Here is a 14,211-nt window from a genome sequence, read left to right on the forward strand (position 1 = left end):
GGCAGAGTCTTACACCCGATATGCGGGGTGTGAAAGGGTGACCCGAACAAAAAGCCGAAGTGGGGCGTCGGGCCCGCGATTCTTGACATTGACGTCAACGTCAACACACACTGTGACGGTGACCACCAGCGAAACGCAGGAGCGAGCGCGGACAGCCCGCAAACTCGGCGACGGTCCACGCCGTGCCGGACTGCTCGACACCGCTGCCCTCTGCTTCGGCGAACTCGGATACGACGCCGTGACGGTCGAGACGATCACGACCAGGTCTGATGTGTCCCGGGCGACCTTCTACGCGTACTTCTCGTCGAAGGACGAGGTCTTCCGCGCCGTCGCCGAGATGATGTGCCGACGCTTCCTCGACGCTCAGCACATGGAGGGCCCGGCGGCCGAGGATCTACGCGAAGTTCTCCGAACGACCACGTCGGCGTTCATCACGGCCGTGTACACCTACGGTGACCTGCTCGCGGTGATCGAGCATCGGGCGCGGGTGGATTCCGAGGTCGAGCGCAGTTGGTCGGCGGTTCGCGAAAAGCTCGTGAGCCGCTACGTCCGCTTTGTCGAACGGATTCGACAGGTTCACGACGTAGATCCCTGCGTTTCGCCCCCGGTGCTCGTTCAGATGATCTCGGATGCACAGATGGCCGGTGGAGCACGACTGAGTAAGGCGAGTGTCGAAGAGCAGAACCAGTTCATTGCAGATATGACGACGATGTCCGAGCGGTTGATCGGGTTCGAAGAGTCGAAATAGATTTCTTTTACGAATGGAGTGATCGGTGGCAGAACAAGACGTGCTCGAAGCGGCTCTGGCGGAGATCTCTGCGCTGCAACAAGCGCATTGGCCCGCCGGCATTCCCCGCGCCGTCGAGTATCCGCTCGAAGGTGGGGGACTTGTCGATTACTTGCGGCATTGGGCGATCGAGCGGCCGGATACTCCTGCCATCGTCTTCTACGGTCGGGTCATCACGTATTCCGAATACGACGAGCTTTCGGATCGTTTTGCCGGATGGCTGCTGTCACTCGGAGTCGAACGCGGCGATCGCGTCGGCGTTCACCTGGTCAATTGCCCTCAGTTCCATATCGCGATTCTCGGCATTCTCAAGGTCGGTGCGGTTCACGTGCCGATCAATCCACTCTTCCGTGAACACGAATTGATTCACGAACTCAACGATGCCGGCGTCAAGGTCCTACTGACGCAGAACACCTTCTCGAAGTTGGTGAAGAAGGTTCGCTCACAGACTCCACTCGAACACGTCGCGAAGACTGCAGTGTCGGACATGCTGACGGCGATCCCGACCGTCGAACTGCCCTTCGAGGTCGACGATCCGCGCCTGAGCGACTGGCAGTCGATCATCACCAGTGAGCGGGCGACTCCTGTCGCCACCGAACTCGATTCCCTCGCCGCCCTGAACTACACGGGCGGAACGACGGGAATGCCCAAGGGCTGTGAGCACACTCAGCGCCACATGGTTTACACCGCGGCCACCGCGACGCTTGCGGGCGGTGACCAGGTGGGTGCCAATCCGCCGGTGTCCCTGGTGTTCTTGCCGATCTTCTGGATCGCAGGTGAGGACTTCGGCATCCTGGTTCCGCTCGTCAACGGCGGAACCGTGGTCCTGCTGAATCGTTGGGATGCGGAGACCACGCTCAACGCTGTCGAGGCTTACGGCGTGACCTCGCTGGTCGGAACTGTCGACAATTACGTCGAACTGATGGACACGCCAGGATTCGCGGAGCGAAATCTCTCGACACTCCGGAACGTCATGGCAGTTTCGTTCGTTCTCAAACTCGATCCGGCCACGCGCCAGCGGTGGCGCGAGGCTACAGGCGGCGTTCTGCGCGAAGCGAGCTACGGCATGACCGAAACCCACACCGCGGACACGATCACCCTCGGCTTCCAGGACGGCGACTACGACCTGAAAAGCGAGCCGGTGTTCTGCGGAATTCCGGTGCCCGGCACCGACGTTCTGATCGTCGATCACGACGGCCGGCCGGTTCCCGTCGGCGAGCACGGGCAGATCATCGTGCGCAGCCCGTCGATCCTTTCCGCGTACTACCACAACGAGGCGGCCACCGCCGACGCCATCCGTGACGGCTGGCTGCAGACCGGCGACGTCGGAAAGTTCAGTGAGCGTGGCGGTTTGCACTATCTGGCGCGAAACAAGGAAATGATCAAGACCAACGGCATGAGTGTCTTTCCCTCCGAGGTGGAGGCGCTGCTGATGCTGCATCCCGCGATCGAAAAGGCTGCGGTGGTGCCGAAACCGGACCCGGACAAGGGACAGGTGGCATTTGCGTTTGTCCAGCTGGTCGAGGGTTCCGACACCGCGGCCGACGAGATCGTCTCGTGGGCGAAGGAGAACATGGCCACGTACAAGGTGCCCGAAGTGGAAGTGCTCGAGGCGCTTCCGATGACTGCGACAGGAAAGGTGCGCAAGGGCGATCTGTTCGAGCGCACTCAGGGGGACAAGTGAGACTGCTGATTGCGAACCGCGGCGAGATTGCGCTGCGGATCATTCGAACTGCCCGGGAACTCGGGATCGAGACGGTATCGGTGTACGCCGAGGACGACGCGTCCAGTCCGCACGTCGCGGCGGCCACGGAGTCGGTGCCGCTCGGAGCGTCCGGTGCCTCCGCGTATCTCGATCAGAGCGCACTGCTGAAGATCGCGGCCGAAACGGGCGCCACGCACGTGCACCCGGGTTACGGGTTCCTCAGTGAGAACGCCGAATTCGCGCAGGCGTGCACAGAGGCCGGCATCGCCTTCGTCGGCCCGGACGCCCAGGTTCTCCGGACTTTCGGCGACAAGGCCAGTGCCCGCACCGCGGCCGTTGACTCCGGCGTGCCGGTTCTGCCGTCGACATCGGCGGACGCCGACCTCGACGAGGTGCGCGAATTCTTCGAGCGCAACCCGCGCGGCATCATGATCAAGGCACTCAGCGGCGGCGGTGGCCGCGGCATGCGCGCGGTGCGCGACCCGAAAGCTCTCGACGACGCGTACCGTGTGTGTGCGACCGAAGCCCAGTCGGGATTCGGCAGTTCGGCACTGTTCGCCGAGGTACTCAGTGAGCACGCTCGGCACATCGAAGTGCAGATCGTGGCGGCACCGGGGCAAGGCGGAACCCACGCGCTCGCTCTGGGTGACCGTGATTGCAGCGTCCAACGTCGGCATCAGAAGTTGATCGAGGTTGCGCCCGCGCAGGGGCTGTCGGGGGCCCTGCGCGAGCGTCTTCACGCTGCGGCCGCGAGGCTGTGCGCCGAGGTCGGCTACCGCGGCATCGCGACGGTCGAGTTCCTCGTCGAGGAACGCGGATTCGTCTTCCTCGAGGTCAATCCCCGAATTCAGGTGGAGCACACGGTGACCGAGGAGGTCACCGGAGTCGACCTCGTCGCCGTGCAGCTCGCGATCGCGGACGGAGTCCCGTTCGAGAGCCTGGACCTGCCAACCGGAATCACCGCTGTCGAGAAGGATTCGGCGACAGTCGGATCCGTGGCAAACGCGTCGGGAATCGCGATCCAGGCTCGCGTCAACATGGAAACCATGACGCCGGACGGCAATGCGTTGCCGTCGTCGGGCACGCTCGACACCTTCACTCCTCCGGGCGGGCCCGGTGTGCGAGTGGACACCTTCGGTGCGGTCGGGCTCTCGCCGAGTGCACGTTACGATTCGCTGCTGGCGAAGGTGATCACCCACACGCGTCGATCGGATTTCCCTGCCGCGGTGCGTAAGTCGATTGCTGCTTTGAATGAGTTCGCCATCGACGGCGTGGCGACCAACATCGAGTTCCTGCAGGCGATACTGTCGGACAAGGACTTCCGTGACGGCTTGGTCGACGTCGACTGGTTGGGTTCGCGGTTGGCGGACCTCGTTCCCGAAACCGGCCCACAAACGCCTTCCTCGAACGTGGACGTGGCACCGGACGAGGATGTGGTCCGTGCACAGATGGCGGGCATCGTCGTCGAACTCGCCGCAGTCGGTGACGGCGTCCATGCGGGTGGACAGGTTGCCGTCCTCGAGGCGATGAAGATGCAGCATGTACTCTCGGCGCCCGGTGATCTCGAAGTGGTCCGGGTCCTGTCGTCACCGGGGAGGTCGGTGGGTGCTGGCGAACCGTTGCTCGTCGTTCGTAGCGCAAGCGCGGGATCGAAGCTCGCCGAGGTCGACGAGGTGGACCTCGACGACGTCCGTCCCGACCTCGCCGAAATCATCGCTCGCCACGAGGTGACCCTGGACCCGGCCCGGCCCGCAGCCGTGGCGAAGCGCCACAAGCTGGGACGCCGGACTGCTCGCGAGAACGTCTACGATCTGGTCGACGACGACAGCCTGGTCGAGTACGGCGCTCTCGCGCTGGCGGCGCAGCGCAGTCGACGCAGCGAGGAAGACCTGATCGCCAACACTCCTGCCGACGGGTTGATCGGCGGAGTGGCGACCATCAGCGGCGGCGAGAGTGTCGTGATCTCGTACGACTACTCGGTGCTTGCCGGTACCCAGGGCATGCGTAATCACGCCAAGACCGACCGCCTACTCGAGATCGCCGATCGCAAGCGAGTTCCGGTGGTGCTGTTCGCGGAAGGTGGCGGCGGTCGCCCCGGTGACACCGACGCCGGCGCCGGGGCGGGCCTCGAGCTGGGAACCTTCCGCGCCATGGCGGCGCTGAGCGGGCGGGTGCCCATGGTCGCCGTCGTGTCCGGGCGCTGTTTCGCAGGCAACGCGGCCCTGGCCGGCGCGTGCGACGTCCTGATCGCGACACCGGACGCCAACATCGGGATGGGTGGTCCTGCCATGGTCGAGGGCGGCGGGCTCGGAAACTTTCGCCCCGAGGACATCGGCCCCATCGACGTGCAGCGCCGCAACGGCGTCGTACACCTGGTCGCTGACGACGACGCTCATGCGGTGGCGCTGGCCAAGCAGTACCTCGGCTACTTCCAGGGTGCGAGCGGAGAGTGGACCGCTCCGGATCCGCGGCTCTCGCGGCATGTGGTGCCGGAGAATCGCCTGCGCTCGTACGACGTTCGTGGAGCGATCGACGCAATCGCGGACGTCGACAGCGTCCTGGAACTGCGTCGAGACTACGGACGCGGTGTAGTAACCGCACTCGTTCGTGTCGAAGGAGTTCCGTACGGTGTGCTGGCGAACAGCAGCGAGCATCTCGGCGGCGCGATCGACGCGGAAGCCTCGGACAAGGCTTCGGATTTCCTGGAACTGCTCGAAGCGCACCGCATCCCTCTGGTGACGCTGTGCGACACACCGGGATTCATGGTGGGCCCGGATTCGGAGGAGGAGGCGACGGTTCGAAGGTTCGGCAGGTTCTTCATTGCCGGTGCTCGCCTCACCGTGCCGTTCGGAACGATCATCCTGCGCAAGGGTTACGGGTTGGGCGCCATGGCAATGGCCGGTGGTTCCTTCCACGCCCCCGAGTTCACGGTCGCGTGGCCGACGGGCGAGATCGGGCCGATGGGTCTGGAAGGTGCTGTGCGTCTCGGTTTCCGCAAGGAACTCGAGTCCGTCGAAGATCCGGTGGCTCGGGAAACGCTGTTCGGTCAGTTCGTGGAACTGGCCTACGCACAGGGCAAGGCGCTGATGGCGGCGACCACGTTCGAACTGGACGACGTCATCGATCCGGCCGATACCCGCGGATGGATCAGACAACTCTGCAGAAACAGTTGAGATCCTGCTGATTCGAGCTGTTGCCGCACGTGGGCGGGGCAACTAGCCTTGCCCACGTGTCGGCTGCGCGAGATAACGTCCTGATCATTCATTGGCACGACCTGGGGCGGCACCTCGCGAGTTACGGTGTCGCCGGGGTCAACAGCCCCCATCTCGACCGGCTGGCGGCAGAAGGCATCCGGTTCACCGACGCACACGCGACGGCGCCGCTGTGCTCGCCTTCGCGCGGATCGCTCTTCTCGGGCAGGTATCCGCACAACAACGGTCTGATCGGGTTGGCGCACCACGGCTGGGAGTACCACGCGGAGGTGCAGACGCTCCCGCAGATCCTCTCCGACAACGGTTGGTACACCTCGCTGTTCGGCATGCAGCACGAGACTGCGTATCCGAAGCGACTGGGCTATCACGAGTACGACGTCACCAACTCGTTCTGCGACTACGTGGTTCCGCGTGCCCAGAACTGGCTACGACGCTTCCCGCCCGAGCCGTTCCTGCTCACCACGGGATTCTTCGAAACGCATCGCCCGTACCCCGCCGATCGCTATACCCCGGCGGACACCGCAGCCCTGGAGGTCCCCGGATACCTTCCGGACGTGCCACAGGTGCGCGAGGATCTGGCCGAATTCCACGGCAGCGTAGAGGTGGCCGACGCCGCGGTGGGGGAACTGCTCGCGACCCTCGAGGACGAGGGGCTCGACGAGAACACCTGGGTCTTCTTCCTCACTGATCACGGCGCGGCGTTCCCGCGCGCCAAGTCGACGCTCTACGCCCCGGGCACCGGTATTGCCTTGATCGCTCGGCCTCCCGCGCGGTATCGCAGTGGCGGAAAGGAATACGAGACACTGTTCAGCGGTGTGGACCTCGTTCCGACCATTCTCGATCTGCTCGGAATCGACGTCCCCACCGAGGTGGAAGGGCGCTCGCACGCCGATGCCCTCGTCGACCGCGGAACCGAGCCGTCCGAACCCGTTCGTACTTCCCTGTTCACGGAGAAGACCTTTCACGACAGCTTCGATCCCATTCGTGCGGTGCGAACCAAGGACTACAGCTACATCGAGAACTACGCCGTCCGCCCGGCTCTGGATCTACCGCTCGACATCGAGGACAGTCTTTCCGGAAAAGCGCTCGGCACCGAGCATCTTGCGGTACGCGCACCCCGGGAGCTGTACGACCTCCGTGCCGACCCGGACGAGAAGATCAATCTGATCGATCGACCGGAAGTCTCGGCAATACAGGCGGAATTGTCCTCGCAGCTTCACACGTGGCGCGCCGAAACCGACGATCGTCTCCCGGACGAGGCATTGGGAAGCGCGATGGCGGTGCACCGCATGGCGGCGTACCTCGAGAAGATCGGTGTCCGACCCAACGTGCGGTCCGCCTACAGTGCGGACCGCGGTTACCTCGAGTCGGACACCGAAAACCCCTAGGGCCTTGCGGCTTCGCGCTCTTCCAACAATGCGATGACCCGCTCGACCAGCTCGTTGATGTCAGCGCCGGTTGTGTCGAATGCCAGGTCCGGCTCCTCCGGCGTCTCGTAAGGCGCGTCGATTCCGGTGAGCCCCTTCAGTTCACCCGCCCGCGCACGAGCGTACAGGCCCTTGGGATCTCGACGTTCGCATTCTTCGACGGGAGTGGTGACGGCAATTTCGAGGAAGGTGAGCCCGGCAGCTTCGTTGAGCGCGCGCGCAATTGCTCGATCCGAACGCAGTGGCGAGACCATCGACGCGATCGCCACCACGCCGGCGTCGGCGAACAGTCGAGTGAGATGCCCGACGCGTCGGATGTTCTCGGCTCGGTCTCCCGGCGAGAACCCGAGATCGTCGGAGATACCGTGGCGGACGTTGTCACCGTCCAGCAGATACGCGGTGCGTCCCGCGTCGACGAGCGCACGTTCGACAGCGACTGCGACGGTGGATTTTCCGGATGCAGGTAGGCCGGTCAACCAGATCGTCGCGCCCCTCTGGGTGGTAGACGCCCATCGCCGTTGACGTTCGAGTGAGGACGGATGCCACTTGATGTCGTTGCGGGTCTGCTCGCCGGGAACGACGACGCGTGGTTCGAGAATGGTGCCGGCGCCGACGGTGTCGTTGCTCTGCTCGTCGATCAGGATGAAGGCGCCAGAGTCCCGATTGTGGTCGTAGGTGTCGGCGACCACCACGGAACTGGTTCGGAGCGTGACCGTTCCGATGTCGTTGAGTCCCAGTTCGACTGGGCTGTCCTGCTCGTCGAGCGTTTCAGGATCGAGACGGGTGTGCAGTTCTTGGACGGTCGCTCGCACGGTCCGGGACGTGTGTTTGAGCGCTATCCGATCGCCCGCGCGCAACGGTGTGTTGGACAACCAGCAGATGGTGGCTTCGAGTTCTCGGGCCAGAACCGGCAAATGAGCCTGCGCACCGCCACTGACCAGAACGTCGCCACGTCCGACGTCGATGTCGTCGGCCAGTTCCACCGAAACCGACAGTGGTGCAACGGCAGTACTGCGGTTGTCGTCGAGAGTGTCCAGACTGATCACGGTGCTCTTCGATCCGGACGGCAGGACCACTACCTCGTCTCCGACGCTCAGTGTGCCTGCCGAGATCCGGCCGGTGTACCGGCGACGATTCTGCGGATCGGGGCGCGAAACCCATTGCACGGGAAGTCGAAGCTCCTCGATGTGGGTCGCGGGCGCATGGAGTTCGACGCCTTCGAGGTACTCGAGGAGTGTCGGCCCCTCGTACCACGCGGTGTTCTCGGACCGCGTCACGACATTGTCGCCGGCTTTCGCGGAGACCGGTATGGCGAGTACGTCCTCGCGTCCGACTTGCCGCGCCAAGGCCCGTAATTCTTCCTGCACCTGAGCGAATCTCGCTTCGTCGAAGTCCACCAGATCGATCTTGTTCACCACGGCTACAAGGTTCGGAACACCGAGCAGTGCGGCGATTCTGGCGTGCCGACGCGTCTGACGCAGCACGCCGGTCCTCGCGTCGACCAGCAGGACCGCTACGTGAGCGTTGGATGCTCCGGTGAACATGTTGCGCGTGTAGCGTTCGTGCCCCGGGGTGTCGGCGAGTACGTAACTTCTGGTCGGAGTGGAGAAGAATCGGTACGCGACGTCGATCGTGATGCCCTGTTCACGCTCGGCACGTAGTCCGTCGGAGAGTGCAGCCAGGTCGGCGACACCGTACTCGTCGGTGACGGAATCGAGGTGATCGGTTGGCAGACTGTCGGTGTCATGCAACAGTCGGCCGATCAGCGTGCTCTTGCCGTCGTCGACGCTACCCGCCGTGGCCAGTCGCAGGAGTTGGCGAGTGATGGTGGTCGTCATCAGAAGTAGCCCTCACGCTTTCGGTCTTCCATCGCGGCGACCGACGTTCGGTCGTCTGCGCGAGTCTCGCCTCGTTCGGAAACCGTCGCGGCCGAGATTTCGGTGACGACGTCGTCGATAGTGGTGGCGTGCGATCGAACGGCGCCGGTGATGGTCAGATCGCCGACGGTTCGATATCGCACCCACTCGGTCGTTGCCGCGGCGTTCTCGGCGTCGGTGCTGAATTCGGAAGCAGCGAGGAGCATTCCGTCGCGCTCGAATACCCTCCGCTGGTGCGCGAAATAGATGGACGGCAGTTCCAGTTCCTCCTGGGCTATGTAGCGCCAGATGTCGAGCTCGGTCCAGTTGCTCAGCGGGAAGACACGAACGGACTCGCCGCGTCTGATCCGACCGTTGTAGAGCGACCACGGTTCGGCCCGTTGCGCTCGCGGGTCCCACTGGCCGAACTCGTCACGGAAGCTGAGGACTCTTTCCTTGGCGCGCGCACGTTCCTCGTCCCGGCGGGCGCCGCCGAACGCGGCGTCGAACCTTCCAGCTTCGAGAGCGTCGAGCAGGGTTCTGGTCTGCAGGCGGTTTCGCGATCCGCTGGTCTCGGTCGACTCCTGCACTCTGCCCTGGTCGATCGAATCCTGAACGGAAGCAACCAGAAGTGTGTGCCCGCCCTCCTTGATTCGGCGGTCGCGAAATTCGATGACCTCCTCGAAATTGTGACCGGTGTCGACGTGCAGGACCGGGAAAGGGAGTGGGGAGGGCCGAAACGCCTTCTCGGCCAGACGAAGCAGGACTATCGAGTCCTTGCCGGCCGAGAAGAGCAGGACCGGTCTCTCGAGTTCTGCCACCACCTCTCGAATGATGTGAACCGCTTCGGATTCGAGAACTCGGAGTTCGTCGACGACATCGGTGACGGTGCTCATGTGACGGGATATCCGTTCTGTTCGGCGTCGATGCGATAACGCTGCACCCATTCGCGGGATCGTCCGTCGCTCTGACGACGCAGCGGCGGTGGCGGGGCCAGTTGTCCGTCGAGGCCGAGGGAGATGAGGGTTTTTGCGACCACGGATTGCGGGTCTTCGGTGAGATCGCGGAACCCGACTTCGATGGGAGAGATGTCCTCTTCCTCGAACCAGCGCTTCCATTGGCGTTCCTGCTCACCGAGAATCGTCACCAGGTGCGCGATTCCGACTGCGTTGTACTGCGCACCGTCCGAGAGATTCGGTGGAGTCGCGTCGTCGCGCCAAACCTGTGTCTGCACGGCGCGCCACATCGACACAGCTTGAGCGACGACATCTTCTCGATAGACGTGGATGAACTGCAGGTCGTGATCGAGGGTGTCGTGGAGTGCGGAACGTAGGTCCGTCCCACTGCGCCAGGGCAATCCGGCCGCGCGATCGAGTAGGAGCGGCGTCTGGTTCCACATCAGCTTGCCACCCCAGACTCCGTTGGGGGTTCGGCCGAGTTCGAGAAGTTGTGTGCGCCACTGTTCGGAGGTGCGAGTGTCCGGCGTGCCCGGGTGGAACGGGGCGAGCAGACCCAGGACGGACTCGTCCGTGACGTCTTCGAACCACTGCCTCGGTTGCGGTGATCGCGAGGTCTCGGGGAGGTACTGGAAGAACTCTTCCGGCTCACCCGCGACCCCGGTTGCTCGCAGGGATTCGACCAGCAAAGTACTGCCGCTGCGCTGCGAAGCGCAGACGAGAAACGAGCGTTGGGCCTCCGTCATGCGAGCAACGCTAAGGGGGGCCGGAAACCGCCGCAAGCTGGGAAAATAAACTCACGTAGAGGTTAAATCTCGACGTGAAACGTTAAATGTGCGGGTCACGAAATGTCGCGCTGAGGCACGTCTTACGCAGTTGTCGCAAGGGCCGCGGCAAGCCCGAATGCGATGGCCATGAAGACAACTTCACCGATGGCGCGACGCAGAGATCCGTCCGAACTCATGCGGTGTGCAGCGCTCGCGACCACCCATGTCCGGCGCCACCACCATCCCAGGGCGACGAGCAGTCCGATCGCCACGATCTTGGCGAGGATCACCCGGCCGTATGCGGTGTCGTAGAAGGCGGAGAGTGAGTCGAGTCGCACGACGGCGTTGACGATACCGGTGACGACCAGCGCGAGGACGCATCGCCAGGCGAGAGCGGAGTACTTGGGCAACCAGATCGCCCAGGCACCGCGCGACGGTACGGCAAGCGCGAGTGCGGCGAGCACGCCGAACCACAAGGCCGCAGCGAGGACGTGAACGGCGTCGAGGATCGATCCGAAGCTCTGCTGCGCCATGTGCCCGGTGATCGGGCGGGCAGCGAGCGCCAACGCGGAGACGACCAATGCCGGTGCGACGGGCACCGTCTCGGGATTGGTGAATCCGTAGATGCCGTAACAGACGACGGCAAACGCGCACGCGATGATCGCGACGCCGACGCGGCCGACGTTGACCTCGGAGACGAATGCGCCGAAGTGCCCGATGGTCAGCGAGGTGACCGGGGCGCCGTCGGCCGCTGCGGCATTGAGCACGAGGAGCGTGATCTCGGCGACGAGCCACACTGCTGCCACCGCGGTGAGCTGAGTCCACATGACGGCGGGGGTTGTTGCCGGGCGGCGTTCGCTGCGGCCCATCCAGGCGAGCGTCGCGATGCCGAGCGTCAACGAACCACATCCGATCGCGAGAACGCGGACCGTGCTCGACGATTCGGGTCCCGACGGGCTGGCGAGGGCCCAGGCGATCAGGACTCCTAGCAGAGCTGTGGGTACGGCAAACAGCAACCACCACCTGTTTGCCGTACCCGTCACGCGATCAGCTCGACTTCGGCTTACGGAGCACGAAGAACAGCGCACCGCCGAACACGACGACGCCGGCGACGATGAAGATCCACACCGGCATGCTGCCGGACTCCGACTCACCCGTACTCGACGCAGCAGCAGCGCCGGGAGTGCCCGACCCCGCCTCGGTGAGGGTGAAGGTCAGAGTTCCGTTGACGGGGTGACCGTCGGCGGAAGTGACTCGGTACGCGATGGTGTAGACGCCGGTCGGCCCGAGATCGCCGAGGTCTGCACTGACAGTGGGTCCTTCGACGGACGGATCGCTCTTGGTCCAGAGGTTGCCGTCGGGACCGGTGACGGTCAGCGCCGCGAACTGTGCCTGCAGAGCCTCGTTGAACGTGACCGAAACCGTGTCAGGCGCAACCTGAATGGACGCACCGTTTTCCGGGTTGGAGCCGACCACCGCGGAGTGTGCACTGGCCGTGCCCATTCCGAGCATCGTGGCCAGCATCGCGAGCATGCCGACGGCGATGACCTTGATCCGGGTACTCATCAGCGCTTGCTCCTGACCAGTGCGCCGAGGCCGAGTGCAGCGCCCAACGCGCCGAGCACCAGGCCGACGCCGCCGAGCCAGCGGGCGGTGTTGTCCGACGAAGAGTCAGAGGCTTCGGATGCGGCGGACGTCTCGGCAGTGTTATCGGCAGAGGGGGCTCCGTGGGCATCGCCGGTGGACGCGGCGAGAGTCAGCGTCGGGGCGGGCTTGTCCGGCTCGCTGCCGTCGGCAAGCTCTTCCTGATCCCAGTTGACGACGTTGCCGTCGCTGTACGTCTGGACGGCCTTGAACTCGACCTCGTCCTGCTCCGGCAGCGGGCCGGCAGAAAGGACGAACTGCTGGAACTGGCCGGGGGCGATTCCGACGCCGGGGTCGGCGGTCCACGTCACTGACTTGGCGACCAACGAGGTGGGGTCCTTCTCCACGACGGCGGTCCAGCCGGGCATCGGTTCGGTGCGTGCCGACTTGAGGTCGGGGAGCGCCACCGTCAGCTTGGTGGTCGAAGCGGTGTCGGATTCGGTGGGCACGCGGAACGTGAGAACGGAGTATCCGCCCTGCGCAGCTCCTGGTGCGACGACGCTGACGTGTGCTGAAGCAATTCCGGCGGCCAGCAGCACGGCGCTGCCGGTAGCGACGGTCGTGACAACCGCGCGCGAAATCAAGGTGTTCTTCATGTCGGGAAGTGTCCTCTTGGTCTGGTGAAGGGGGGCATTCTACGAATCTTCAGACCAGGGCAGGAGGACCGCGCCGCGAGATGCTGGCGCGAAGTAGAGCGTCGACAGGTCCGTGATGGATTCCGGTCGAGACGGTGTGGCCGCGGGAAGTGACAGCGGCGGGAGCCAGAGACGCCAGGACGACGTGGAGAGCGTGGGTGACAACTCGGTAGAGGCGCTCGGCGGCCAGGACCGCCACCGCACAAGCGACGGTGGCACCGGCGTGAGCACCGAGCATCACCAATCCCGGAGCGGGCGAATGAGCGTGCTCGGAGAGCGTCATGGTGGTGTGCGCGGCCAACTGACCCAGACCCAGAGCAACGATCAAGGCAGCGGGCCCCCGTGAGAGGGCGGGAAGGGTGGCCGTCACGGCGCCGACGGTTGCGCAGACGGCGAGCAGCAGGGTCAGCGACGACGACTGTGGCAGCTCGCCTCCGCCGATCCCGTGCGCGGCGACAGCGAGAGCAGCCGAAGCGGAACCGACAGCTGTCCCCCGGAGGGTCGCGGTCTGCTCGGCTGCTCTCACTGGCGTTCTCAGGTCTAGCGCACGCCGAGACGTGCGAGCAGATCTGCTTCGACGCCGTCGAGTTCGGAAGAAATCGCCTGGTGAGCTGCTTTACGGCGAGCCTGCGGCATCTGCTCGGCAGCGCGAACTGCCGTGCTGAGGTCGCCGAGGCGCTCACGGATGGCGGCGGCGAAACGCTGCGTCTCCGCGTCGTCGGGCTTGCGGCTGAGGATCTCGGTGACCGAGCTCTCGGCGCCGGCGATACGAGCGCTCAACTTCGCGCCGTGACCGGTGTAGTCACCGAGCTGGTCGACGGCGATGCCCATCTTCTGTGCACGCGTGGTGTCGAGCTGGGCGCGCACCGCCGTGGCTGCGCGGTAAGCGATCGGCAGGAGAACGGGGGCAAGCAGACGTGCCACTCCCAGGTACTTACGCACCTTGGCGACGGTCAGGCCCTGATTCGCAGCGGCCTTCTCCTGCGCCTTCAGGGTCGCGATCTGCGCCTTTTCGATCTTGTGCTGTGACTCGATCTCGGCTTTCTCCAGCTTCTTGAGCGACTTGGTCTCGACCTTGTCGCGCTTACGCTGGCTCTTGGCGTTGAGCTTCGCCTCGACCTCAGCCTTGTGCTTGAGAGCCTTTGCCTCCGCCTTGCGGGTGGCACGAGACTTTCGCTTCTTGAACAACCCCATCGAAAAGGACCCCGTTTCCAGGTGTTTG

12 protein-coding genes are annotated in these 14,211 nt (G+C 64.4%); 4 read left to right on the forward strand and 8 right to left on the reverse strand.

The annotated features are described in order from the left end of the window. Window positions 1-112: 112 nt before the first annotated feature. The 4 genes from ATN38_RS22105 to ATN38_RS22120 are packed head-to-tail and all read left to right on the forward strand — an operon-like array spanning window position 113 to window position 7,092. Window positions 113-748 (forward strand): TetR/AcrR family transcriptional regulator, encoded by a 636-nt coding sequence (locus ATN38_RS22105; protein WP_218748679.1) that lies wholly within the window; start codon window positions 113-115, stop codon window positions 746-748. A 25-nt stretch (window positions 749-773) separates the two neighbouring features. Continuing rightward, complete coding sequence (locus tag ATN38_RS22110) at window positions 774-2,471, forward strand: AMP-binding protein (RefSeq protein WP_218748680.1); 1,698 nt, start codon at window positions 774-776, stop codon at window positions 2,469-2,471. After that, window positions 2,468-5,665, forward strand: coding sequence for a carboxyl transferase domain-containing protein (locus ATN38_RS22115; RefSeq protein WP_218748681.1), 3,198 nt, complete (start codon window positions 2,468-2,470; stop codon window positions 5,663-5,665). The genes ATN38_RS22110 and ATN38_RS22115 overlap by 4 nt, the downstream gene beginning before the upstream one ends. A 56-nt stretch (window positions 5,666-5,721) precedes the next feature. Next, entirely contained in the window at window positions 5,722-7,092 is a 1,371-nt protein-coding gene (locus ATN38_RS22120) for a sulfatase (protein ID WP_118604951.1), read from the forward strand. Here ATN38_RS22120 and cysC read toward each other — a convergent pair. The 8 genes from cysC to ATN38_RS22160 all read right to left on the reverse strand — a co-directional run bounded on the left by cysC (window position 7,089) and on the right by ATN38_RS22160 (window position 14,183). Beyond that, window positions 7,089-8,969 (reverse strand): adenylyl-sulfate kinase, encoded by a 1,881-nt coding sequence (gene cysC, locus ATN38_RS22125; RefSeq protein WP_118604948.1) that lies wholly within the window; start codon window positions 8,967-8,969, stop codon window positions 7,089-7,091. The two genes, ATN38_RS22120 and cysC, sit on opposite strands and share 4 nt — an antisense overlap. Further along, the gene (gene cysD / locus ATN38_RS22130) at window positions 8,969-9,883 is read right to left on the reverse strand and encodes a sulfate adenylyltransferase subunit CysD (RefSeq protein ID WP_047272728.1); all 915 of its coding nucleotides are present in this window, start codon (window positions 9,881-9,883) and stop codon (window positions 8,969-8,971) included. The genes cysC and cysD overlap by 1 nt, the downstream gene beginning before the upstream one ends. After that, window positions 9,880-10,689 (reverse strand): Stf0 family sulfotransferase, encoded by an 810-nt coding sequence (locus ATN38_RS22135; protein ID WP_007735934.1) that lies wholly within the window; start codon window positions 10,687-10,689, stop codon window positions 9,880-9,882. Before ATN38_RS22135 ends, cysD begins: the two co-directional genes overlap by 4 nt. Before the next feature lie 122 nt (window positions 10,690-10,811). Further along, window positions 10,812-11,753, reverse strand: a complete 942-nt coding sequence (locus ATN38_RS22140) for a copper resistance D family protein (protein ID WP_116057472.1) — start codon at window positions 11,751-11,753, stop codon at window positions 10,812-10,814. A 4-nt stretch (window positions 11,754-11,757) separates the two neighbouring features. Then, window positions 11,758-12,276: a copper resistance CopC family protein gene (locus tag ATN38_RS22145; RefSeq protein ID WP_003944137.1), complete on the reverse strand. Its 519-nt coding sequence runs from the start codon at window positions 12,274-12,276 to the stop codon at window positions 11,758-11,760. Beyond that, window positions 12,276-12,950 carry a YcnI family protein gene (locus tag ATN38_RS22150; RefSeq protein WP_003944147.1) on the reverse strand — a complete coding sequence of 225 codons (675 nt, stop codon included), beginning with the start codon at window positions 12,948-12,950 and terminating at the stop codon, window positions 12,276-12,278. Before ATN38_RS22150 ends, ATN38_RS22145 begins: the two co-directional genes overlap by 1 nt. A gap of 49 nt (window positions 12,951-12,999) precedes the next feature. Then, the gene (locus ATN38_RS22155) at window positions 13,000-13,515 is read right to left on the reverse strand and encodes a hypothetical protein (protein ID WP_003944165.1); all 516 of its coding nucleotides are present in this window, start codon (window positions 13,513-13,515) and stop codon (window positions 13,000-13,002) included. Window positions 13,516-13,529: 14 nt separating this feature from the next. Further along, window positions 13,530-14,183 (reverse strand): DUF6474 family protein, encoded by a 654-nt coding sequence (locus ATN38_RS22160; protein ID WP_003944178.1) that lies wholly within the window; start codon window positions 14,181-14,183, stop codon window positions 13,530-13,532. Window positions 14,184-14,211 lie beyond the last annotated feature (28 nt).

Source organism: Rhodococcus sp. FH8 (assembly GCF_019266085.1).
In the GTDB taxonomy this organism is placed as follows: domain Bacteria; phylum Actinomycetota; class Actinomycetes; order Mycobacteriales; family Mycobacteriaceae; genus Rhodococcus_F; species Rhodococcus_F qingshengii.